We start from the raw sequence: 22,313 nt of genomic DNA on the forward strand, positions 1-22,313 counted from the left end.
ATGCTGACCGACTCGGTGAACGGCAAGAAGAACGAGGGCCAGGCCAAGGAGTCCGTCCAGGTCGTGGACGTCGCCCAGCTGCTGCTGGAGTCCGTCAAGGCCCCGGCCGACCCGGCCGGTGCGGGAGAGCAGGAGAGCGCACCCGAGCCGGAGCCGGTGCAGTAGGCAGCAGTCGGAGCTACGTCCGGTGGACCCACCACCGGGCGTAGCCCGCGGAGGGGGAAGAGGAGAGGATGTCCCGCGCCACCGAACGGTCGGAGCGGACCCGCAGCGGCTACGCGCAGGACTGGACCGTGTGGTCGAGGTTCTGCACCGAGACCGACCTGCCCCAGCTGTCCGTGACGCCCGGCGCCCTGGTCCGGTTCGTCGAGTGGCTGTGGGTGCAGCCGGGCTGGAAGGAGGGCACCCGGGCGGCACCGTCGACCATCGACCGCCGTATCTGGGGAACCGTGGCCACCGCCCGCAACGAGTTCGGAGTGGTGCTGGACAGGAGCGTCGCGCGCAGCGCCCGAGAGCGGCTGAAGCAGCTGGTGGAGGCGACCGCGGACGACGTCGAGACGCGCGGCCGCGGCCCGTGGCCCGTGTCGTGAGGGGCGGTGGACCTGGTGCTCCCGTGCCGGTCCGCGTGACGGCCCGACGCCCCCGTCCCCGGTCCCGGCCCGCCGGGCGTCCTCGTCCGGCGCCAAGGATCGTGCCTCGATGGGCTGTTCGCGCAGCAGCAGGTAAACGGAACGCATCTGAGGGGGTGTGGGAGTGGACCGTTCCGGCTCCGGCGGAGCCGCCTGAGCGGGCCGGGCACCGGCGGGAGTGTGTAATCCGGCGGGCCCCGGCGCGGCGTGCAGCCGATCGACGACCCGTCGACGAGGCCCTCCCCTAGCGTCGTCGCAGACGATGAAACTGCCGAGTTGTGGAGTCCGCGATGTCACGTACGGTCGACGCGCCTTCCTTCGCCGTGATCCCCGGCGCCCAGGTGTACGAAGTCCTCGACGGCCGTGCACCCGAAGTGGTGGGATTGATCGAATCCGCGTACCGGGTGCACGGAGAGGGCGACACCGTCAATCCGCCCTCCTATTTCCTGCGCTTCCCCGACCGGCCTTCAACGTCGTCGACGACATCGAGCACTGCCTCAAGGCCGACACCTCCCCCCACCTCGCCGAGCAGCTCACCGGCAGCCGCGACTTCCTCAACGGGACCCTGTACGACGTCCTCGACGGCACCCTCGCCGTCCCCGCGGACCGGCCGGTGTTCTTCTCCCCGTTCGGCCTGGGCGTCCTCGACCTCGCCGTCGGTCGGCACGTCTACGACACCCTCCGCGCCCAGGGCCGGCTGCCCGTCGTCGAGGACTTCTTCCACGACATGCGCCGCCACGGCTGACCTCCGCACCCGCCGTCGGCCCCTGGAGCGGCGGCCCGGGGTCAGACGGGGAGCCCGGTGGGCCCCTTGATCCGCTTCATGATGATCTGCGAGTTGACCTCGGTGACCCCGGACAGCGCGGTCAGCTTCTCGATCCACAGGCGCTCGTACGCGCGCAGGTCCGCGACCGCGATGCGCAGCAGGCAGCCCGGGCTGCCGAACAGTCGGTACGCCTCGATGACGTCGGGGACGTCCTGCAGGGCCGCCTCGAACGCCTCCACGGCCTCGCGGTCGCGGCGCACCTCCACCGAGACCAGCACCTCGAAACCACGGCCGACCGCCTCGGGATCGATGACGGCCCGGTAGCCGCGGATCACCCCGTCCTGCTCCAGCTGGCGCACGCGGCGCATGCAGGGGGAGGGGGTCAGGCCCACGCGCTGGGCCAGCTCCTGGTTGCTGAGCCGGCCGTCGGCCTGGAGCTCACGCAAGATTTCGCGGTCGATCGCATCCATCACGCAATTATCACCCGAGCCCTGCCGCGGAACGGGCGAAACCGGCAATCGAATTGCGTGCCGGAGCCCCTATCATTGCTCTGTACTGCACATCTGTACGAGATGTCACCCGTTAGGGGAGTTCGAGCGAAAGGGCGGCCATGGGTCGGATCGTCGTCATCAGCACCGGCGGCACGATAGCCAGCCGCTGGCAGGGCTCCGGCTTCGCCGCGGACGCCGACGGACGCGAGGTCATGGCCACCGCGCCGCTGCCCGAGGACGTCACCGTCGAGGTCGTGGACCTCTTCAGCGTGAACAGCCCCCGGCTGACCACCGCCCACCAGCTGACCCTGCTGCGCACCGTGCACGAGGTCCTCGCCGACCCCGGTGTCGACGGCATCGTCGTCACCCACGGCACCGACACCCTCGAAGAGTCGGCCTTCCTCGTCGACCTGCACCACCACGACCCCCGCAGTGTCGTCTTCACCGGCGCCCAGCTGCCCATGGGCACCGCCGAGGGCGACGGCCCCGGCAACCTCTACGACGCCCTGCTCACCGCGGCGACCACCCGCGGCCTGGGCGTCCTCGTCTGCTTCGCCGGCCGGGTCCACGCCGCCCGCGGCACCGTCAAGACCCAGTCCGTGGCGCTGGACGCGTTCGCCGACCCCTCGCGGGAACTCCTCGGGAAGATCGGCTTCGGCAAGGTCGCCATGCTGCGGTCCCCGCAGCGGCCGGAGCCGCTGCCGCTGCCGGCCATGCCGGAGCTGCTGCCGCGGGTGGACATGGTGATGCACCACTGTGACGGGGACCCGGTGCTGTTCAACGCCGCCGTCGCGGCAGGCGCACAGGGCATCGTCCTCGTCGGCACGGGCGCCGGCAACGCCACCCCCGAGATCGTCGCCGCGGTCGAGGCGGCGGTCGCCGACGGTGTCCTGGTCGCCCTGACCACGCGGGTTGCCGCCGGCCCGGTGACGGAGATCTACACCCACGGCGGTGCGGTCGACCTGGTCGCTGTCGGCGCCGTCCCCACGGGCACGCTGCGTGCCGGCCAGGCCCGCATCGCAGTCCTCTCTGCCCTGCTGGCCTCCGACACCCCGCAGGCCCGGGCCGACACCCTCCGCGCCGCAGTCGCCGCCCCCACCCCGTCCCTAACCCCCGCCTAACGCCGCCGCCCTGCCGCCTGCCGCTGCGCGGAGCGATTCCCCCGCGCGGTGGCAACATCCAGCCCGCGCGGCGTTTGGGCGTTCCGGGCGCGAAGCGCCCGGAACGGGTCCGGGCAGAGCCCGGTTTCGGGAAGGGGCGGGACTGGGGAACGGCTCCGCGCAGCGGCACAACGGCGGCGCGGCCGCGGCAATGCGGCAGACGGCGGCGTCGGCCCCGGGCGGCGGGAGCGCTCTTCACAGCCGCGCCTCCGCGACGGAAGGTAGCTGCATGGGTACGGTGGGTGGCGATGTCTGCACCTCGAAACTCCGGGAGTACGTCATGACCACCGAGGAACTCGCCAAGTTCTACGCCCTGCTGACCATCCTCGAGCCGCAGGCGCAGACCTGCCTCCAGTCCGCCCGCCTCGCCGAGGTGGGGACGGCGGGTGACGGCGACACCGACACCACCGTGGTGAAGCAGCTGAAGGCGCATGCTGACAAGATCTCTGCCGAGCTGGCCTCGGTGAGCCCCGAGAAGCTGCAGCGCAAGACGGCGGCGATCGCGAAGTTCCTCGTCTAGGGTCTTTGTGGTGCCGTGACCGGTCGGCGGCCTTCAGGAGGTCGTCGATCCAGATCATTGCGGCGTGGAGGTGGAGGCCTGCGAGGCAGCCGTCCCGGGTTTTGCCGCAGGGGGTGGCGATGCCGCCCCAGGCCGGAGGCCCCGGCCGCAGCGGCACAGGGCGGCTGCGGCCAGGGTTTCGCTATGGGCGGGTGAACGCGGAGAGGATGTGGTCCGCGGCGAGGGTCGGGGTCAGGGAGCCCTCCCTGACCCGGGCCTCCAGGGCGGGAGCGAGGTCCCGCACCGCGGGATCGGCGCGCAGGCGTTGCAGCAGCTCATCGCGGACCATGGACCAGGTCCACTCCACCTGCTGCGCAGCCCGCTTCGCGGCCAGACGGCCACCGGCGTCGAGCAGCCGCCGGTGCTGTTCGAGGCGACCCCACACCTCGTCCAGCCCGCTGGATTCCCGTGCGCTGCACGTCAGCACGGGCGGGGTCCATGCCGCGTCGGCGGGGTGCATCAGCCGCAGCGCCCCTGACAGTTCACGGGCGGCGGCCCGTGCGTCCCGCTCGTGCGGCCCGTCCGCTTTGTTCACGGCGAGGACGTCGGCGAGCTCCAGTACACCCTTTTTGATGCCTTGGAGCTGGTCTCCGGTACGGGCGAGCGACAGCAGCAGGAAGGAGTCGACCATTCCGGCGACCGTGGTCTCGGACTGGCCGACGCCGACCGTTTCGACGAGGACGACGTCGTAGCCGGCCGCCTCCATCACGATCATCGATTCGCGGGTGGCTTTGGCGACTCCGCCGAGGGTCCCCGCCGACGGCGACGGCCGGACGAACGCGGCCGGGTCCACCGACAGCCGTTCCATCCGCGTCTTGTCGCCGAGGATGGAGCCGCCGGTACGGGTGGAGGACGGGTCGACGGCCAGGACGGCGACCCGGTGCCCCAGCCCGGTCAGCATCGTGCCGAACGCGTCGATGAACGTGGACTTGCCGACGCCCGGCACCCCGCTGATCCCGATGCGCCGGGCCCGCCCCGAGTGCGGCAGCAACTGGGTCAGCAGTGTCTGTGCCAGCACCCGGTGCGCGGGGTGGGTGGACTCGACGAGGGTGATCGCGCGGGCGATGAACGCGCGTTTCCCGTCGAGCACCCCCTTCGCGTAGGCCTCGATGTCGATCTTCGGCACCGGCGGCCGCCTACAGCTCGTGGCCCAGATCCGCGGCGAGCCGCGTCACCAGGTCGTGGGCCGCGTCCGGGATGACCGTGCCCGGCGGGAACACCGCTGCCGCGCCCATCTCCAGCAGCGTCGGCACGTCGGCCGGCGGGATGACCCCGCCCACCACGATCATGATGTCCTCGCGCCCCTCCTCCGCGAGCTGCTCGCGCAGCGCCGGTACGAGGGTCAGGTGGCCGGCCGCCAGCGACGACACGCCCACGACGTGGACGTCCGCCTCGACGGCCTGGCGGGCCACCTCCGCCGGGGTCTGGAACAGGGGGCCGACGTCGACGTCGAAGCCCAGGTCGGCGAAGGCCGTCGCGATGACCTTCTGGCCGCGGTCGTGCCCGTCCTGGCCCATCTTGGCGACGAGCACGCGCGGACGCCGGCCCTCCGCCTCCTCGAACCGGTCGACGAGGGAACGGGTGCGCTCCACGTTCGGGGATTCGCCTGCTTCGCTGCGGTACACACCGGAGATCGTACGGATCTGGCTGGCGTGCCGTCCGTACACCTTCTCCAGGGCGTCCGAGATCTCGCCGACGGTGGCCTTGGCGCGGGCCGCGTCGACGGCCAGGGCGAGCAGGTTGCCCTCCAGGCCCTGCCCGGCGCCCCGTTCGGCGGCGTTGGTGAGGGCGCGCAGCGCGTCCTGGGTGCGGGCCTCGTCGCGTTCCTCGCGCAGCCGCCGCAGCTTGTCGATCTGCTGGGCGCGCACCGAGGAGTTGTCGACCTTGAGGACGTCGATCTGCTCGTCGTTCTCGACGCGGTACTTGTTGACGCCGATGACCGGCTGCCGGCCGGAGTCGATCCGCGCCTGGGTGCGGGCGGCGGCCTCCTCCACGCGCAGCTTCGGGATGCCGGCGTCGATGGCCTGCGCCATGCCGCCGGCGGCCTCGACCTCCTGGATGTGCTGCCAGGCCCGGCGCGCGAGGTCGTACGTGAGCTTCTCGACGTACGCGCTGCCGCCCCACGGGTCGATGGACCGGCAGGTGCCGGACTCCTGCTGGAGGAGCAGCTGGGTGTTGCGGGCGATGCGGGCGGAGAAGTCCGTCGGCAGGGCGAGCGCCTCGTCGAGGGCGTTGGTGTGCAGCGACTGGGTGTGGCCCTGGGTCGCGGCCATCGCCTCGATGCAGGTGCGCGTGACGTTGTTGAAGACGTCCTGCGCGGTCAGCGACCAGCCCGAGGTCTGCGAATGGGTGCGCAGGGAGAGGGACTTGGTGTTCTTCGGCTCGAACTGCTTGACCAGCTTCGCCCACAGCAGGCGGGCGGCGCGCAGTTTGGCGACCTCCATGAAGAAGTTCATGCCGATCGCCCAGAAGAAGGACAGGCGCGGCGCGAACGCGTCCACGTCCAGGCCCGCTTCCCGGCCGGCCCGCAGGTACTCCACACCGTCCGCGAGCGTGTACGCCAGCTCCAGGTCCGCCGTCGCCCCGGCCTCCTGGATGTGGTATCCGGAGATCGAGATCGAGTTGTACCGCGGCATCTTCTGCGAGGTGAACGAGAAGATGTCCGAGATGATCCGCATCGACGGCTTCGGCGGATAGATGTAGGTGTTGCGGACCATGAACTCCTTGAGGATGTCGTTCTGGATGGTCCCGGCGAGCTTGTCGGGGGAGACGCCCTGCTCCTCGGCCGCCACGATGTAGAGGGCGAGGACGGGCAGCACCGCGCCGTTCATCGTCATCGACACCGACATCCGGTCCAGCGGGATCCCGTCGAACAGCTGCCGCATGTCGTAGATGGAGTCGATGGCGACGCCCGCCATGCCGACGTCGCCGGTGACGCGCGGGTGGTCGCTGTCGTAGCCGCGGTGCGTCGGCAGGTCGAAGGCGACGGACAGGCCCTTCTGGCCGGCCGCGAGGTTGCGCCGGTAGAAGGCGTTCGACTCCTCGGCCGTGGAGAAGCCCGCGTACTGGCGGATCGTCCAGGGCTGGTTGACGTACATGGTCGGGTAGGGGCCGCGCAGGTACGGGGCCACGCCCGGGTACGTCGCGAGGAAGTCCAGGCCCTCCAGGTCCCGCCCGGTGTACAGCGGCTGCACGCCGATGCCCTCGGGCGTCTCCCACACCAGGTCGCCCGGGGCGGTGCCGGTGGACTCCTTGACGGCGCTGCGCCACTGGTCGGCGGAGCCGGCGGGGGCGGCCGCGGCCGAGGTGGCCGTGTCGCCGCGGAGCGGGAGGTCGGAGAAGTCGGGGATGCCGCTGCCGGTCGTGGTGCCGCTCACGGGGCCACTCCCATCCGGTCGAGAACGGAGGACAGGACCGCGACCGCGTCGCAGCCGGCGTGGACGTACGCGTCGGCGGCGCCGGCCGCCGTGCCGGGCCTGCCCGCGAGGAAGACGGTCGTCGCGCCCGCCGAGCGCAGGGCCGCGGCGACGGCCTCGGCCTGCTCCTCGTACAGGGCGTCGCTGGAGCACAGCACGGCCATGCCGTCGGCGCCGCTCGCCGCGTACGCCCCGGCGGCCGTCGCCGCGTCCACCGACACCGGGTCGTGGACCGGCTGGATGCCGCCCGCCTGGAACAGGTTCGAGGCGAACGTGGCGCGGGCGGTGTGCGCGGCCGCGGTGCCGAGCGCGGCGAGGAAGATCCGCGGCCGGTTGCCGGTCGCCGCCAGGTGGGCGTCGCTGCGGGCGCGCAGCGCCTCGTACGCCTCGTCGCGCCGGACCCGGGGCAGCCCGCCGGACGGGGCTTCGGGGGCGCTTTCGCGCGCGGGCAGCTGCTCGGTGAGCAGCGGGAACTCGCTGACGCCGGTGATGGGTTCGCGGCGCTTGGCCAGGCGCGCGGAGCGCTCCGCCCAGGTCGCGGCCAGGCGGTCGGCGACCAGGCCCGAGCGCAGGGCGGCGGGCAGGCCGCCGGCCTTCTCGACGGTCTGGAAGAACTCCCAGGCGGCGTCGGCGAGTTCGTCGGTGAGCCGCTCCACGTAGAAGGAGCCGCCGGCCGGGTCGATGACGCGGGCCAGGTGCGACTCCTCCAGCAGGATGGAGGAGGTGTTGCGGGCGATGCGGCGCGCGAACGCGTCCGGCAGGCCGAGTGCGTGGTCGAAGGGGAGGACGGTGACCGCGTCCGCGCCGCCCACGCCCGCCGCCATGCAGGCGACGGTGGTGCGCAGCATGTTCACCCACGGGTCGCGGCGGGTCATCATCACCGCCGAGGTGACGGCGTGCTGGCGCTGGGCGCCGGCCTGTGCAGCCCCGCAGGCCTCGGCGATGCGGGCCCACAGCCGGCGCGCGGCCCGGAGCTTCGCGATCGTCAGGAACTGGTCGGCGGTGGCCGCGTAGCGGAACTCCAGCTGGCCGAGGGCGGCCTCGATGCCGAGCCCGGCACCGTCGAGGGCGCGCAGGTAGGCGACACCGCCGGCCAGCGACAGGCCCAGCTCCTCGGCGGCCGAGCCGCCGGCCTCGTGGTACGGCAGGGCGTCCACGGACAGGGCGCGCACGCCCGGCCAGTGCGCGGCCGCCTCCTGGGCGAGGGCGACGGCCGGGGCGAGGTCCGCCTCCTCGCCGGTGCGGGCCTCGTGGCCCAGCGGGTCGGCGCCCAGGGCGGCGCGGGCGGCCTCGGGGGCCACGCCGCGCTCGGCGTACAGGGCGAACAAGGCGCGGGCGGCCGCGGCGGATTCGGCGCCGGCGTCGAGGGACACGGGCGCGAGGTCCAGGTACACCCCGTCCAGGGCGCGGCCCAGCGACTCCACGGGCAGCCCGCCCCGGCCCAGGGTCAGCCAGAGGGAGGTGACGCCGTTCTCCAGGTCGGCGAGGACGGCCTCGTTGACCCGGACGGGGTCGGTGCCGAGGTGCCGCTGCCGCACGTCCCAGCCGGAGGCGGAGTTGCCCGCGGGGCTCCCGCCCCGTACGAAGGGGGCGAATCCGGGGAAGCCGGTGTCGTGGGGCGTTTCGGGCGTCGTGTACAGCGGGCGGGTGGTGAGCCCGTCCTCGAGCTTCGTGGACAACGCGTTTTCCGCGGCCTCGCCGGTTAGGTCCTTGCCGGACTTGCGCAGTACGCCTTCTACCAGGCGCTGCCACTGCTCATGCGTCGCGTCAGGGAACTCGGCGGCCAGGGAGAGCCCGTCGTCAGGCAGGACCGTCATGGCCCGAATGCTAGGGGGGTCACCCAGACGACGACCATAACCACCGGATGTGATCTCCCCCTCTCAGGTGAGGGGGCGGGGGTACGGACGAGCGCGGCGCGCGGCGGACCGGACCCCCGGGCTGGTCAGGCGGGCAGGGTGTTGCGGTGGGAGCGGCGGCGGGCCGCGCTGAAGAGGGCCTGGAGCTGCACGCCGGACTGCTCGACGTCGTCCAGCGGGGAGGGGAAGGGGAGGGTGACGTCGCGGTGGCCGCGGGCCTCCTCCAGGCGCAGGGTGATTCCGTGACGGTCCATGGCGAGCGGCAGCGCGCGTACGAGGGCGGCGGTGGGCGCGGGCCGGACCAGGCGGAGCAGGAGGGTGACGAGTTCGGCGTGGTCGTCGAGGAGGTGGGTGAGCATGCCGGCCTCGTAGGGCGCGAGCGGGTCGGGGGAGGCCGCCTCCAGTGCGTGCAGTCCGACGTACGAGCGGTGGCCGTCGCCGGTCTCCAGGACGGCCCGGTCGTACTCCATGCAGGTGGTGGCGTCGGGGTCGGCATCGGCGCCGGTGTCCGGCCCGGTGTTCGCGTACGGGGTGAGGAGGCGGCCGAAGAGCGTGACGCGGGCGCGCACCCGGTCCCGTGCGGGGGTGGGGGCGATGTCGGTGAACTCCAGCCGGATCGCGGGCCGGTGTTCGGCGTGGCCGCCGGGTTCGGCGGGGTGGAGGTGGAGCCGGCCGAGGGGGTCCGTGCCGTCGAGGTGGCGGACCTCGGTGGCCAGGCCGTCGACGGTCACGGTCATGGAGTGGGCGGCGGCCAGGATCGACCGGACCCGCTCGGCGTCGGTGGACATGCGCATCTCTACTCCCTCACGACCAACTTAGGTATGCCTAACCTAACCCATTGTGGGGGTGGGCTGAACCCCGGATCCCGCCACTCCGTGTCGTTGTTGGGCTGAACGGGTGAAGCACGAGAAGATGGGGGGATGCACATGAAGCGCACGGTCGAGGCGGTCCGGTGAGCAGGTACGACGTCACGGACGAACAGTGGGAGGGTCTCGCGCAGGTGGTCCCCCTGCGCAGCCGCAACGAGTGGCCCTCCCGGGTGGACCACCGCACGATCCCCACGACTCCCAAGGTGTCCGCGGCGGAGCAGCGCCGCTTCGTCGTGATCCGCGTCCAGGTCTTCGCCGACGCCCGGGAGGTGGCCGAATACCTGATCGCCCAGATCCCGGTGCTGCTCGACCTGACCGGCGCGGACACCGAAGTGGCCAAGCGGATCCTGGACTTCAGCAGCGGCGTCGTCTTCGGGCTGGGCAGCGGCATGCACCGGGTCGACCGGAACGTCTTCCTGCTGGCGCCCGTCGGGACCGAGGTCGAGGGGATCGCGGCCGCGGCCGTCCCCCGATCGTAGGAAGGACGCCGCGGCGGAACGGTTCACCGGCCCCGAGGGGGGCCGGGCTGCCCGTACCGTCCGGCGCATGGACGCCACCTCGGACGCGCCGGACGCGGCGCATGCGTCGAACCCGGCGGACGCCCGGGCCGCCGCAGCGGACGCCAGGGCCGCCGCCCTCCCGGGCCTCCGCCCCGCCCCGACGGTCCCGCCGCAGGCGGGGGCTCCGGGCGACGGCCGGGCTCCGGACGGTCGGTCCCCGGACGACCGGGCTCCGGGCGGCCTGAGTGCCCCCGGTGACCTGTCTCTCGACGGTCCGGCTGAGTCGGGCCGGGCTGCCCCCGACGGCCGGGCAGCCCCCGATGGCCCGGATTCCGGCGGCTCGGCTCCCGATGGCCAGGCTTCCGACGGTTCGGGCGCCCCCGACGGTCCGGCCCTCGACGGCCTGTCCTTCGGCGGCAGGGCAGCCGATGCCCCGGCTTCCGGCGGCAGGGCAGCCGCCTCTGCCCCGGCCGCCCTCGACGACGTCGCGCATCACCGGCCCGCCGTCACCGAGCTGCGGCTCTCCGCTTTCGGCCCGCACCGGGCGACCGTCTTCCCGCTCGGTCCCGTCACGCTGTTCACCGGGCCCAGCGGGAGCGGGAAGTCCCAGGCCCTGGCAGCCCTGGAGGCCCTGGCCCGGCTCGGGTCCGGCGCCACCCTGGACACCGCGTTCCCCGACCCGTGCTCCCGGATCCCCGACCTGGCCCGCCCCGACGGGCAGGGGCGGCGCGGATTCCGCATCGGCTGCACCGTCGACGGCCCCCTCGGGCCGGTCCGCCTCGACCTCGCCGTACAGGCCGAGCCCGAGCTGCGGATCGCCGGCGAACGCCTCTCCGTCGACGGCAGGATCCTGCTCGGCACCGCACTGCGCGACCCGGGCCGGCGCAGCGTCCAGGCCGCCTGGCTCACCGGGGGCAGCGCCGCGGTCACCCGGGCCCCGCTCCCCGACGACCGGCTCGGCACCGCCCTGCTCCCGCTCCGCGTGGCCGGAGCCACGCCCGGGCAGCGGCAGGTCCTCGCCGCCGCCGAGCAGGTCGTGGTGGCGCTGCGCTCGGTGTTCCCCTGCGATCCGCGGCCCGAGCGGATGCGCGCCCCCGTCCCGCAGGGCGAGGGCCGGCTGCTGGGCGACTGCGCCAACCTGGCCGACGTACTGCGCCGGACCCGCCACGAGTGCGGCACCCGCCATGCACTGCTGACCGGCGCGGTGCGGGCGGCGTGCGCGGGCCCGGTGCACGGCCTCGACGTCCGGGCCGCCGGCGGGGGTCTCGTGGCCGCGCTGCTGGAGCGCGGCCACGGACGGCCCGCCACCGAGCTCGGCCGGCTCGGCTCGGGCGAGCTCCGCTTCCTCGCGCTGACCCTGGTCCTGCTGACCGGGCCGGGGGTGCTCGCCATGGACCCTGCCGCCGAACTCCTCTCCGCCCGGCAGGCGCTGACCGTCCTCGCCGACGGCTTCGACCGCTGCCTGGACCCGCGGCAGGCCGCCGAGCTGCTGCGCCTGGCCCTGCTGTCCTGCGCGCGCGGGCAGGTCCGCCTCGTCGCGGCCGTGGGCCCGCAGACCGCGGCGGCCGCCCGCCCGCTGGCAGGGGCCGCGGTGGTAGACCTGGGGGCATGAGCGAGACGAACGAGCGGCGGCCGGACGACGGCCGCCCCGAGGAGCGGCTGCACCAACTCCAGCGGCGGCTGGCGGACTTCGCCGCCGCGCGCGGCTGGGAGCCGTACCACACGCCGAAGAACCTGGCGGTCGCGCTGAGTGTCGAGGCGGCGGAACTGGTCGAAATCTTCCAGTGGCTGACGCCGGAACAGTCGGCGAAGGTCATGGAGAAGCCGGAATCCGCACACCGTGTGGCCGACGAGGTGGCCGACGTGCTCGCGTATCTGCTGCAATTCTGCGAGGTTCTTGGGGTGGATGTGCTGGATGCGCTCGCCGCGAAGATCGAGAGGAATGAACTCCGTTTCCCGGTGGAGGGAACCTCGACACCAAATCGTCACTCTTCGGAGTGATGAGGTTGTTCACAACCATGTTTGTGTCCATAGATTTCCGAATACCCCTGGCTTTACTGGCCCATTGCCCTCACTCTGGGTAGTGGCTAGAACGGCGGATGTCGTGCGGACGGGGGACGGCATATGGATGCGGTACGGCTCATCGCGGTCGGCCGGCACGCGCTGGCGCGGAGCGGGGCGGCACTGGACATCGTGGGCGAGGCCTGGCAGGCCCAGGCACTGGCCCAGGGCATGGGGAACTGGCTCGCGGTCAGCGGACCGCGGGAGCTGAGATCGGAGGCACGGGGACTGGGGGAAGCGGGAGGCAGAGGCTGCGGGGTGTTCGACAGAGCCGCCCTGCGCGGTGAGGGCCGCGGGCCCGACCACCCGCCGAGAGCGGCACAGCTCAGCGGGGTGGCCGATCTCCGGCAGGCGCTGCTCGGACTCCAGGAGCTGCTGGGCGAGGTGGGGATAGCCCTGGTCGGCGTGGCCTGCGCGACGGACGACGAGGGCCTGTACTGGCAGTGCATAGAGTCCATCGACGCGGCCGACGAGTCGAGCGACCGGGTACGGGCGATCCTGCGCCTCCTGATGGTCCCCGACCGCGGCCCCGCCACAGGCGCGGCCTAACAGGCGAAACGCCCGGCCGGCGGGGCGGCCGGGCCGGCCGGGCGTGTTGCCGGAGAGGCTGCGGTCAGAACGGGCGCTATGACCGGCGGTCGCCCTCCGGGGTGCGGGAGGACGCGGGGGACGGTGTGCCGGGGGCACGGTCCGCGGAGGACTGGAGCTCGGCGTCGAGCTGCGACAGGTCGGCGTTCAGGGCTGCCATCAGCTCCTCCATCTGCTGGACCAGGCCCTTCGGCGCGCCGTCCGCGGCGGCCCCGCCGGGCTCCCGGCGCGCGTCGTCGTGCGCGGACTCGTCGGACATGGCGGCCTCCTCGGCCCTGGCCCTCCCGGGTCGGAAGGGCGCGGTGTACGCACCGGCGGGCGCCACCGACGCGCGAGCCGGACGGTCCGGCTCCGGACGGGCCAACGATCCCCGTGCGGGCCGGTCACTGGCCGGGTGTCCTTCGACATCCACGTCAGAGATCGTCTCGATTGGTGTGATCTCTGGGATGGCTGCCGTGACGGCCATGGCGGAGCGTCTGATTCCAGACGGGTGTGGGAGTTGCGTTCGCCGGCAGTGCCGCCGTCCTGATCTGCCACCGCAGACTGGCCGCCTGACCGGAACCGCTGGGCTGAGATGATCGATGCAGGAACCGGAGACGCCACGGACGACGCGTACACAAGTGGGGGACGCCATGACCGACTACCTGGCCGCTGCCATGGCGATGCTCGGCCCTGCTCAGAACCGGTACGCCGATCCGGCCGCCTGGAAGGAGCTCCACGCCGAACTCGGAATCGAGCTGCCGCGCGAGTATCAAGCTGTCGTGGACGCCTACGCTCCCGTTCGGCTCAACGGCCACCTGTATCTGCATCACCCCGCAACCGAACGCTGGAACCTGGGCCGGCAGATCCGGGACACGGTCCGGGCGTGGTCCGATGTGGATTGGGATGATCTCGACCCGGACGAGGACCCTCGCCGGTTGTTCGGACTCGAAGGTCTGCGCTTCGGCACCCGCGACGGACTGTGGCCGATCGCGAGCACCGACCGCGGCGAGACGGTCTTCCTCGTCGCGGCGGGCGCGACAACCGCTCGGCTCCTCGTGGAAGACGGCGAGGGGGGCTGGGCACGGTACGACATGGGATTCGCCGAATGGCTCTACCGCTACCTCATCGGCGAAGACATGGCCGGCCCCACAGCTCAGCCTTCCATCCCGGCCTCATGCGACTGGAGTACCTCCCGATGACCCCCGACGAGCGCCCCGTGCCCTGGTACGGCATGTAGCGGGGCTGCGGCGTGGGTGAGGTCCGTTTCCGCGGCCCGTCCGTCCCCCGAGTCGGTTGACCGCGGAATTCGCCCGGCAGGGGTGGGGGCGGGGCAGGATGGAGGGCATGGATCTGCGTATCTTCACCGAGCCCCAGCAGGGCGCGAGCTATGACACCCTCCTCAGCGTTGCGAAGGCCACCGAGGAGCTTGGCTTCGACGCGTTTTTCCGGTCCGATCACTATCTGAAGATGGGGTCCGCCGACGGGCTGCCCGGGCCCACCGACGCCTGGATCACGCTCGCCGGCCTGGCGCGGGAGACGCGCCGGATCCGGCTGGGCACGCTGATGACGGCCGGCACCTTCCGGCTGCCCGGCGTCCTCGCCATCCAGGTCGCGCAGGTCGACCAGATGTCCGGCGGGCGCATCGAACTCGGCCTGGGAGCAGGCTGGTTCGAGGAGGAGCACAAGGCGTACGGGATCCCCTTCCCCGCGGAGCGGATGGCCCGCCTGGAGGAGCAGCTGGCCATCGTCACCGGCCTGTGGGCCACCGAGCCGGGGGCCGTGTTTGACTTCGCGGGCACCCACTACCGGGTGGAGAACTCCCCGGCGCTGCCCAAGCCCGCCCAGGCCAAGGTGCCCGTCATCATCGGCGGCCACGGCGCGAAGCGCACCCCGCGCCTCGCCGCCCGCTACGCCGACGAGTTCAATATGCCCTTCGCCTCGATCGCGGACAGCGAGCGGCAGTTCGACCGGGTCCGCAGGGCCGCGGAGGAAGCCGGGCGCAAGCCCGACGACCTCGTCTACTCCAACGCCCTGGTGGTCTGCGTGGGCCGGGACGACGCCGAGGTCGCCCGCCGGGCCGCCGCCATCGGCCGGGACGTCGACGAGCTCAAGGCGAACGGCCTGGCCGGCTCGCCCGCCGAGGTCGTCCACAAGATCGGCACCTACGAGGGCATCGGCTCCTCCCGCGCCTACCTCCAGCTGCTCGACCTCGACGACCTGGACCACCTGGAGCTGATCTCGGCCCAGGTGCTGTCCCAGCTCGGCTGACGGAGGCGCAGCACGATGCCCCGCGCGTCCGGCCCGCTCGCCGAGGCCCTGTCCCGCAGGACCGTCGTCCTGGACGGCGGCCTGAGCAACCAGCTCGCCGACCAGGGCTGCGACCTTTCCGGCGGTCTTTGGACGGGCCGGGTGCTCGCCGAGGCGCCCGGCCAGGTCGAGGCCGCGCACACCGCGTACGCGCGGGCCGGCGCCGAGGTGCTGATCACCGCCAGCTACCAGGTGGGGTACGGGGCCTTCGCCGCCCGCGGCCACGACCGCGCGGAGACCACCGCCCTGCTGCACCGCAGCGTCGCCCTGGCGGCCCGGGCCGCGGAGGCCGCCGACCACGAGGTGTGGGTCGCCGCCTCCGTCGGCCCGTACGGGGCGGTCCTCGCGGACGGCTCCGAGTACCGCGGCCGGTACGGGCTGGGCGTGCGCGAGCTCGCCGCCTTCCACCGCCCGCGCATCGAGGCCCTGCTGGCGGCCGGCCCCGACGTGCTGGCGGTGGAGACGATTCCCGACGCGGCCGAGGCGGAGGCCCTGGTCACCGTCCTCGCCGAGACGGGCGCACCCGCCTGGATCTCCTACACCGCCGCCGCCGGGCGGACCCGCGCCGGCGACCCCCTGACCGAGGCCTTCGCCCTCGCCGCCGCCTCCCCGCAGGTCATCGCGACCGGCGTCAACTGCTGCGACCCGCAGGACGTCCTGCCCGCCCTGGAGGCCGCCGCCTCCGTCACGGACCTGCCGCTCCTCGCCTACCCCAACGACGGCTCCGTCTGGGACGCCGCCACCGGCACCTGGAACCGCCCGGCCGACCCCGCCCCCTGGCCCGTGGCCGCCTGGCAGCGCGCCGGCGCCCGCCTCGTCGGCGGCTGTTGCCGCATCGGCCCCGCCCGCATCGCCCGCATCGCCCGCATCGCCCGCCTGGCCGCCGGAAAATAAGGAGCAGCGGGAGCGGGTGACGGGCAAGAATCGGTCGTGTGTTCCTGACGATCTCCACCACCGGTACCCCTGAACGACCCGCCACCGACCTGGGCTTTCTGCTGCACAAGCATCCCGGCAAGGCGCAGGCGTTCCCCACCTCCCACGGCACGGCCCACGTCTTCTACCCCGAGGCCGCGCACGGGCGCTGCACGGCGGCCCTGCTGCTGGAAGTGGACCCCGTCGCGCTCGTGCGGCGCGGGCAGGGCAAGGGCCGGGGCGGGGCGCCCGACGCGGCACTGGCGCAGTACGTCAACGACCGCCCGTACGCCGCCTCCTCGCTGCTCGCCGTCGCCCTGCGCGCGGTGTTCGGCAGCGCGCTGAACGGCCGCTGCACCGCCCGGCCGGAGCTCGTCGGGCAGGTCCGCCCGCTGCGGATCGAGATCCCGGTGCTGCCCGCCCGCGGCGGGGCGGAGCTCGTGCACCGCCTCTTCGACCCGCTCGGCTGGGACCTCGTACGCCCGGAGCCGCTGCCGCTGGACGAGCAGTTCCCCGAGTGGGGGGACTCCCGGTACGTGCGGCTCGTCCTGGAGGGCGAGCTGCGGCTCACCGACGCGCTGCGCCAGCTGTACGTCCTGCTGCCCGTGCTCGACGACGCCAAGCACTACTGGGTCGCCCCCGACGAGGTGGACAAGCTGCTGCGGGCCGGCGACGGCTGGCTCGCCGGGCACCCCGAGAACGGCCTGATCACCTCCCGCTACCTGGCCCGGCAGAAGCGGCTGACCCGGGACGCCCTGGAGCGCCTGGAGCTGGCCCGCCTCGCCGAGGTCGATGGCACCGAGGCCGAGGACCTCGACAACGCCGTCGACGAGGACACCGACACCGCCGAGCGGCCCGTGCCGCTGGCCGTGCGGCGCCGCGAGGCGATCGTCGCCGCGCTGCGCGCCGCCGGCGCGGCCCGGGTCCTCGACCTCGGCTGCGGCCAGGGCCAGCTGGTGCAGGAGCTGCTGCGGGACGTGTCGTTCACCGAGATCACCGGTGTCGACGTGTCCATGCGGGCCCTGGGCACCGCGGCCCGGCGGCTGCGGCTGGAGCGGATGGGGGAGAAGCAGAGCGGCCGCGTACGGCTGCTGCAGGGCTCGCTCGCGTACACCGACAAGCGGCTGGCCGGCTACGACGCGGCCGTGCTCAGCGAGGTCGTCGAGCACCTGGACCCGCCGAGGCTGCCCGCCCTGGAGTACGCGGTGTTCGGCGCGGCCCGCCCCCGCACGGTCCTCGTCACCACCCCCAACGCCGAGTACAACGTCCGCTGGGAGACGCTGCCCGCCGGCCGGTTCCGGCATGCGGACCACCGCTTCGAGTGGACCCGCGCCGAGTTCCGGGACTGGGCCGGGGCCGTCGCCGGGCGCCACGGGTACGCGGTCGAGTTCACGCCCGTCGGGGAGGACGACCCCGAGGTCGGCCCGCCCACCCAGATGGCCGTCTTCACCCGGGGCGACGCAGACACCGGCACGTCCGGCACCACGGAAACCACCGACACCACCCGCACCACCGACACCCCGAAGGAGGGAGAGGCGGCATGACCACCGACACCGACACCACCGGCACCGACACCACCGGTTCCCCCACCGGCAGCAGCGACCGCCGCGTGCTCCCCGTCACCGATCTGTCCCTCGTCGTCCTGATCGGAGCCACCGGATCGGGCAAGTCCACCTTCGCCCGCCGGCACTTCAAGCCCACCGAGGTCATCTCCTCCGACCACTGCCGCGGGCTCGTCAGCGACGACGAGAACGACCAGAGCGCCAGCAAGGACGCCTTCGACGTCCTGCACTACATCGCCGGCAAGCGCCTGGCCGCCGGCCGCCTCACCGTGGTGGACGCCACCAGCGTCCAGCAGGAGGCCCGCCGGCAGCTGGTGCGGCTCGCCCGCGAGCACGACGTGCTGCCCATCGCCATCGTCCTCGACCTGCCCGAGCAGGTCTGCGCCGAGCGCAATGCCGCCCGCCCCGACCGGGCCGGGCTGCCCCGCCACGTCATCCAGCGGCACCGCCGCGAGCTGCGCCGCTCGCTGCGCGGCCTGGAGCGCGAGGGCTTCCGCAAGGTGCACGTGCTGCGCTCCGTCGAGGAGGTGGAGAAGGCCGAGATCGTCCGCGAGAAGCGGTTCAACGACCTCACCCACCTCACCGGCCCCTTCGACATCATCGGCGACATCCACGGCTGCTCCTCCGAGCTGGAGACCCTGCTCGCCAAGCTCGGCTACGCGGACGGGGTCCACCCCGAGGGCCGCACCGCCGTGTTCGTCGGCGACCTCGTCGACCGCGGCCCGGACAGCCCCGGCGTCCTGCGCCGCGTGATGGGCATGGTCCGCTCCGGCAACGCCCTGTGCGTGCCCGGCAACCACGAGAACAAGCTCGGCCGCCACCTCAAGGGCTCCAAGGTCCAGCTGACCCACGGCCTCGCCGAGACCGTCGAGCAGCTGGCCCGCGAGCCCGAGGAGTTCGTGCGGGAGGTCCGCGCGTTCATCGCCGGCCTGGTCAGCCACTACGTCCTCGACGGGGGCCGGCTGGTGGTCTGCCACGCCGGCCTGCCCGAGAAGTACCACGGCCGGACCTCCGGCCGGGTCCGCTCGCACGCCCTGTACGGGGAGACCACCGGCGAGACCGACGAGTTCGGGCTGCCGGTGCGCTACCCGTGGGCCGAGGAGTACCGGGGCAAGGCGGCCGTGGTCTACGGCCACACCCCGGTCCCGGACACCTCCTGGATCAACAACACCATCTGCCTCGACACCGGCGCGGTCTTCGGCGGCCGGATGACCGCCCTGCGCTGGCCGGAGCGGGAGCTGGTCGACGTACCGGCGGAGAAGGTCTGGTACGAGCCGGTCAAGCCGCTCGCCGCCGAGGCCCCCGGCGGCCGCGAGGGGCGCCCGCTCGACCTGGCGGACGTGCACGGGCGGCGGACGGTGGAGACCCGGCACCTGGGCAACGTGGCCGTGCGCGAGGAGAACGCGGCGGCCGCCCTGGAGGTCATGAGCCGCTTCGCGGTGGACCCGCGGCTGGTGCCGTACCTGCCGCCGACGATGGCGCCCGCGGCGACCTCGAAGGACGGGGACTGGCTGGAGCACCCGGCGGAGGCCTTCGCGCAGTACCGGGCCGACGGCATCGCCCAGGTCGTCTGCGAGGAGAAGCACATGGGCTCCCGCGCGACCGTCCTGGTGTGCCGGGACGCGGACGCGGCCCGGGAGCGGTTCGGTACCGACGGCGCCGCCACCGGCTCGGTCTACACCCGTACCGGACGGCCCTTCTTCCCGGACCCGGAGACCACCGAGCAGGTCCTGGCCCGGATCCGGTCGGCCGTCACCGACGCAGGCCTGTGGGAGGAGCTGAACACGGACTGGCTGCTCCTCGACGGGGAGCTGCTGCCCTGGTCGCTGAAGTCCGGCGGGCTGCTGCGCAACCAGTACGCGGCCGTCGGCGCGGCCTCCCGCGCCGTCTTCCCGGACGCGATCGCCGCCCTGGCCGCGGCCGCCGACCGGGGCGTGGACACCGGCGGCCTGCTGGAGCGCCAGCGGGAACGGGCCGCGGACGCCGCCCGGTTCACCGACGCCTACCGCCGCTACTGCTGGACCACCGACGGGCTGGACGGCGTACGGTTCGCGCCGTTCCAGCTGCTGGCCGCGGCCGGGCGGTCGCTGGCCGCCGTCCCCCACGACGAGCAGCTGTTCTGGCTGGACCGGCTCGTCGCCGCCGACGAGGCGGCCGGCACCGGGCTGCTGCGCCGCACCGCACGGATCCTGGTCGACCCGGCCGACCCGGACTCCGTACGGGCGGGCACCGACTGGTGGCTGGAGCTCACGGCCGCGGGCGGCGAGGGCATGGTCGTCAAGCCGCTCCAGGCGTACGCCCGGGACGGCAAGGGCCGCCTGGTCCAGCCGGGCATCAAGGTGCGCGGCCGGGAGTACCTGCGGATCATCTACGGTCCGGAGTACACGCGTCCGGAGCAGCTGGAGCGGCTGCGGGCGCGGTTCCTGGGGCACAAGCGGTCGCTGGCGCTGCGCGAGTACGCGCTGGGGCTGGAGGGCCTGGACCGGCTGGCGGCCGGCGAGCCGCTGTGGCGGGTCCACGAGGCGGTCTTCGCGGTGCTCGCCCTGGAGTCGGAGCCGGTCGACCCCCGGCTGTGAACGGCCGGCCCGGCCGGGGCGCGGTCCGCACGGCCCGGTGTGCCGGGGCACGTAAATCCCGTGCCCCGGCACCGCCCCGAATTAGGTCGTATGGGGGAACTTTCCCGGGGAACGCCGGGGAAACCGCGGGCCGGATCGTTCATCCAGGGCAGCGGAACGTCCGCGACCCAGGAAGGACGGAACAGCACTTATGAAGATGACCGCGCGCGGAAGCATTGCGGCGCTCATGACCTGTATCGCCGCCGCCGGCGCGGCCGGCCCCGCAGCGGCCGACGCCGTGCCGGTCGATGTCCCGCTGGACGCCGTGAAGACCACGCTGGGTGTGGACACCCCGCGCGTGGGCACGGGTGTGCCGCTGCCCGTCGTCGGCGCCCCGGAGGTCCGCCACCACTCCGGGGACCTGCTGCCGACGACGGTCGTGCCGGCCCTGCCCGTCGGCGCCGAGCTCGGCCGCACCCTGGTCAGCACGCCCGTCCCCAACCTGCTCGGCGACCCGGAGACGGACGGCGAGGGCGCGCTGGAGTCCCCGGCCACGGACCTGGTCGCCCGGACCCCGGGCGTGGTCCTCGGGGCCCCGCTGACGATGCCCGACAGCGGCAACCACGGCATCCCGAACGCGACCCTCCCCAAGCTGGGCCTGGCCGGCCCGGAACTGGTCGGGGCGCCGACGGCGCTGCTCGGCCTGCGCTGAGCCCGCGCGCCCCGTCGTACGCCGGGGTCTCCTGAGCCAACGCCACATCAAAGAGCCGTCCGGTCTGCGAACGTGTATGCCATGGGATTCCATGTCGACTCCGAGGCCGGACGGCTTCGCCGCGTCATCCTCCACCGGCCCGACCTGGAGCTGAAGCGGCTCACACCGAGCAACAAGGACTCACTGCTCTTCGACGACGTGCTGTGGGTGCGCCGGGCCCGCCAGGAGCACGACGGGTTCGCGGACGTGCTGCGGGACCGGGGTGTGGAGGTGCACCTCTTCGGCGACCTGCTGCACGAGGCCCTGGACATCCCCGAGGCCAGACACCTCGTCCTCGACCGGGTGTTCGACGAGAAGGAGTACGGGCCGCTCGCCACCGACCACCTCCGCGCCGTGTTCGACGGGCTGCCGTCGGGCGACCTCGCCGAGGCGCTGGTCGGCGGCATGACCAAGCGCGAGTTCCTGGAGCGGCACGCGGAGCCGGTCTCGGTCCGCTTCCACGCCATGGAGCTGGACGACTTCCTGCTGGACCCGCTGCCCAACCACCTGTTCACCAGGGACACTTCGGCCTGGATCTACGACGGGGTGTCGATCAACGCGATGCGCTGGCCGGCCCGGCAGCGCGAGACCGTGCACTTCGAGGCGATCTACCGGCACCACCCGCTGTTCACGGCGTCGGGCGCCTTCCACTTCTGGTCGCAGGGGCAGGCCGACTATCCGTCGACGATCGAGGGCGGCGACGTGCTCGTCATCGGCAACGGCGCGGTCCTGATCGGGATGAGCGAGCGGACCACCCCGCAGGCGGTCGAGATGCTCGCCCGCGGCCTGTTCGCCGCCGGGTCGGCGACCGGCATCGTCGCACTCGACATGCCCAAGCGGCGGGCGCTGATGCACCTGGACACGGTGATGACGATGGTCGACGGGGATACGTTCACCCAGTACGCGGGCCTGGGCATGCTGCGCTCGTACACCATCGAGCCGGGGGCCGGCGCGCACGACCTGAAGGTGAGCGACCACCCGCCGGAGCACATGCACCGGGCCATCGCCGCGGCGCTCGGGCTGGACTCGATCCGGGTGCTGACCGCCCGGCAGGACGTCCACTCGGCGGAGCGCGAGCAGTGGGACGACGGCTGCAACGTGCTGGCGGTGGAGCCGGGGGTGGTCGTGGCGTACGAGCGGAACGTGACGACCAACACGCACCTGCGCAAGGAGGGCATCGAGGTCATCGAGATCCCGGGCAGCGAACTGGGGCGTGGGCGGGGCGGTCCCCGGTGCATGAGCTGCCCGGTGGAACGGGATCCCGTATGACCCGTCCGGCCGCCGACGGTGCGCCGGGAGGCGTCTGACAAGGCACGATGGGCGGGGCGGGGAAAAGAGGGGCTGTATAT

At 73.3% G+C, this 22,313-nt stretch carries 20 protein-coding genes and 1 pseudogene; 15 read left to right on the top strand and 6 right to left on the bottom strand.

What is annotated here, in order from left to right; all coding sequences use genetic code 11:
- Positions 1–233 precede the first annotated feature (233 nt).
- Complete coding sequence (locus ACIQUT_RS00005) at positions 234–590, top strand: hypothetical protein (RefSeq protein WP_403557559.1); 357 nt, start codon at positions 234–236, stop codon at positions 588–590.
- Between the two features lie 508 nt (positions 591–1,098).
- A pseudogene (locus ACIQUT_RS00010) lies at positions 1,099–1,374 on the top strand (2,3-diaminopropionate biosynthesis protein SbnB); the annotation flags it as partial.
- 41 nt (positions 1,375–1,415) lie between these two features.
- On the opposite strand, the gene ACIQUT_RS00015 reads toward ACIQUT_RS00010, so the two are convergent.
- On the bottom strand, positions 1,416–1,865 hold the full coding sequence (locus ACIQUT_RS00015) for an Lrp/AsnC family transcriptional regulator (protein ID WP_403557561.1): 450 nt from the start codon (positions 1,863–1,865) through the stop codon (positions 1,416–1,418).
- 140 nt (positions 1,866–2,005) lie between these two features.
- On the opposite strand from ACIQUT_RS00015, the gene ACIQUT_RS00020 reads away from it, so the two are divergent.
- Entirely contained in the window at positions 2,006–3,007 is a 1,002-nt protein-coding gene (locus ACIQUT_RS00020) for an asparaginase (RefSeq protein ID WP_403557562.1), read from the top strand.
- Positions 3,008–3,275: 268 nt separating this feature from the next.
- Positions 3,276–3,566 carry a hypothetical protein gene (locus ACIQUT_RS00025; RefSeq protein ID WP_403557564.1) on the top strand — a complete coding sequence of 97 codons (291 nt, stop codon included), beginning with the start codon at positions 3,276–3,278 and terminating at the stop codon, positions 3,564–3,566.
- A gap of 181 nt (positions 3,567–3,747) precedes the next feature.
- On the opposite strand, the gene meaB is transcribed toward ACIQUT_RS00025, so the two are convergent.
- From meaB to ACIQUT_RS00045, 4 genes are all read right to left on the bottom strand, one after another.
- Positions 3,748–4,731 carry a methylmalonyl Co-A mutase-associated GTPase MeaB gene (gene meaB / locus ACIQUT_RS00030; RefSeq protein WP_403557566.1) on the bottom strand — a complete coding sequence of 328 codons (984 nt, stop codon included), beginning with the start codon at positions 4,729–4,731 and terminating at the stop codon, positions 3,748–3,750.
- Positions 4,732–4,741: 10 nt separating this feature from the next.
- Positions 4,742–6,982, bottom strand: a complete 2,241-nt coding sequence (gene scpA / locus ACIQUT_RS00035) for a methylmalonyl-CoA mutase (RefSeq protein WP_403557568.1) — start codon at positions 6,980–6,982, stop codon at positions 4,742–4,744.
- Positions 6,979–8,838, bottom strand: a complete 1,860-nt coding sequence (locus ACIQUT_RS00040) for a methylmalonyl-CoA mutase subunit beta (protein ID WP_403557570.1) — start codon at positions 8,836–8,838, stop codon at positions 6,979–6,981. Before ACIQUT_RS00040 ends, scpA begins: the two co-directional genes overlap by 4 nt.
- A 125-nt stretch (positions 8,839–8,963) precedes the next feature.
- The gene (locus tag ACIQUT_RS00045) at positions 8,964–9,665 is read right to left on the bottom strand and encodes a DUF2470 domain-containing protein (protein WP_403557572.1); all 702 of its coding nucleotides are present in this window, start codon (positions 9,663–9,665) and stop codon (positions 8,964–8,966) included.
- Between the two features lie 164 nt (positions 9,666–9,829).
- Between ACIQUT_RS00045 and ACIQUT_RS00050 the strand changes: the two genes are divergently transcribed.
- From ACIQUT_RS00050 to ACIQUT_RS00065, 4 genes are all read left to right on the top strand, one after another.
- A complete protein-coding gene (locus ACIQUT_RS00050; protein ID WP_403557574.1) occupies positions 9,830–10,225 on the top strand; it encodes a cell division protein SepF in 396 nt (131 codons plus the stop codon).
- A 424-nt stretch (positions 10,226–10,649) separates the two neighbouring features.
- Positions 10,650–11,858: an ATP-binding protein gene (locus ACIQUT_RS00055; RefSeq protein ID WP_403559218.1), complete on the top strand. Its 1,209-nt coding sequence runs from the start codon at positions 10,650–10,652 to the stop codon at positions 11,856–11,858.
- On the top strand, positions 11,855–12,247 hold the full coding sequence (locus ACIQUT_RS00060) for a nucleotide pyrophosphohydrolase (RefSeq protein WP_403557576.1): 393 nt from the start codon (positions 11,855–11,857) through the stop codon (positions 12,245–12,247). Before ACIQUT_RS00055 ends, ACIQUT_RS00060 begins: the two co-directional genes overlap by 4 nt.
- Before the next feature lie 123 nt (positions 12,248–12,370).
- Entirely contained in the window at positions 12,371–12,856 is a 486-nt protein-coding gene (locus tag ACIQUT_RS00065) for a DUF6099 family protein (RefSeq protein WP_403557578.1), read from the top strand.
- A 76-nt stretch (positions 12,857–12,932) separates the two neighbouring features.
- On the opposite strand, the gene ACIQUT_RS00070 is transcribed toward ACIQUT_RS00065, so the two are convergent.
- Positions 12,933–13,154 (bottom strand): hypothetical protein, encoded by a 222-nt coding sequence (locus ACIQUT_RS00070; RefSeq protein WP_403557580.1) that lies wholly within the window; start codon positions 13,152–13,154, stop codon positions 12,933–12,935.
- 373 nt (positions 13,155–13,527) lie between these two features.
- On the opposite strand from ACIQUT_RS00070, the gene ACIQUT_RS00075 reads away from it, so the two are divergent.
- From ACIQUT_RS00075 to ACIQUT_RS00105, 7 genes are all read left to right on the top strand, one after another.
- Positions 13,528–14,076 (top strand): SMI1/KNR4 family protein, encoded by a 549-nt coding sequence (locus ACIQUT_RS00075; RefSeq protein ID WP_403557582.1) that lies wholly within the window; start codon positions 13,528–13,530, stop codon positions 14,074–14,076.
- Between the two features lie 145 nt (positions 14,077–14,221).
- On the top strand, positions 14,222–15,145 hold the full coding sequence (locus ACIQUT_RS00080; protein ID WP_403557584.1) for an LLM class F420-dependent oxidoreductase: 924 nt from the start codon (positions 14,222–14,224) through the stop codon (positions 15,143–15,145).
- A gap of 15 nt (positions 15,146–15,160) precedes the next feature.
- Entirely contained in the window at positions 15,161–16,078 is a 918-nt protein-coding gene (gene mmuM, locus ACIQUT_RS00085) for a homocysteine S-methyltransferase (protein WP_403557586.1), read from the top strand.
- 38 nt (positions 16,079–16,116) lie between these two features.
- Complete coding sequence (locus ACIQUT_RS00090; RefSeq protein ID WP_403557588.1) at positions 16,117–17,640, top strand: 3' terminal RNA ribose 2'-O-methyltransferase Hen1; 1,524 nt, start codon at positions 16,117–16,119, stop codon at positions 17,638–17,640.
- The gene (locus tag ACIQUT_RS00095) at positions 17,637–20,234 is read left to right on the top strand and encodes a polynucleotide kinase-phosphatase (RefSeq protein ID WP_403557590.1); all 2,598 of its coding nucleotides are present in this window, start codon (positions 17,637–17,639) and stop codon (positions 20,232–20,234) included. The genes ACIQUT_RS00090 and ACIQUT_RS00095 overlap by 4 nt, the downstream gene beginning before the upstream one ends.
- 226 nt (positions 20,235–20,460) lie before the next feature.
- A complete protein-coding gene (locus ACIQUT_RS00100; protein WP_403557592.1) occupies positions 20,461–20,925 on the top strand; it encodes a hypothetical protein in 465 nt (154 codons plus the stop codon).
- 81 nt (positions 20,926–21,006) lie between these two features.
- Positions 21,007–22,233 carry an arginine deiminase gene (locus ACIQUT_RS00105; RefSeq protein ID WP_403557594.1) on the top strand — a complete coding sequence of 409 codons (1,227 nt, stop codon included), beginning with the start codon at positions 21,007–21,009 and terminating at the stop codon, positions 22,231–22,233.
- The last annotated feature ends 80 nt before the right edge of the window (positions 22,234–22,313 follow it).

Source organism: Streptomyces sp. NPDC090445 (assembly GCF_044769385.1).
Lineage (GTDB): Bacteria > Actinomycetota > Actinomycetes > Streptomycetales > Streptomycetaceae > Streptomyces.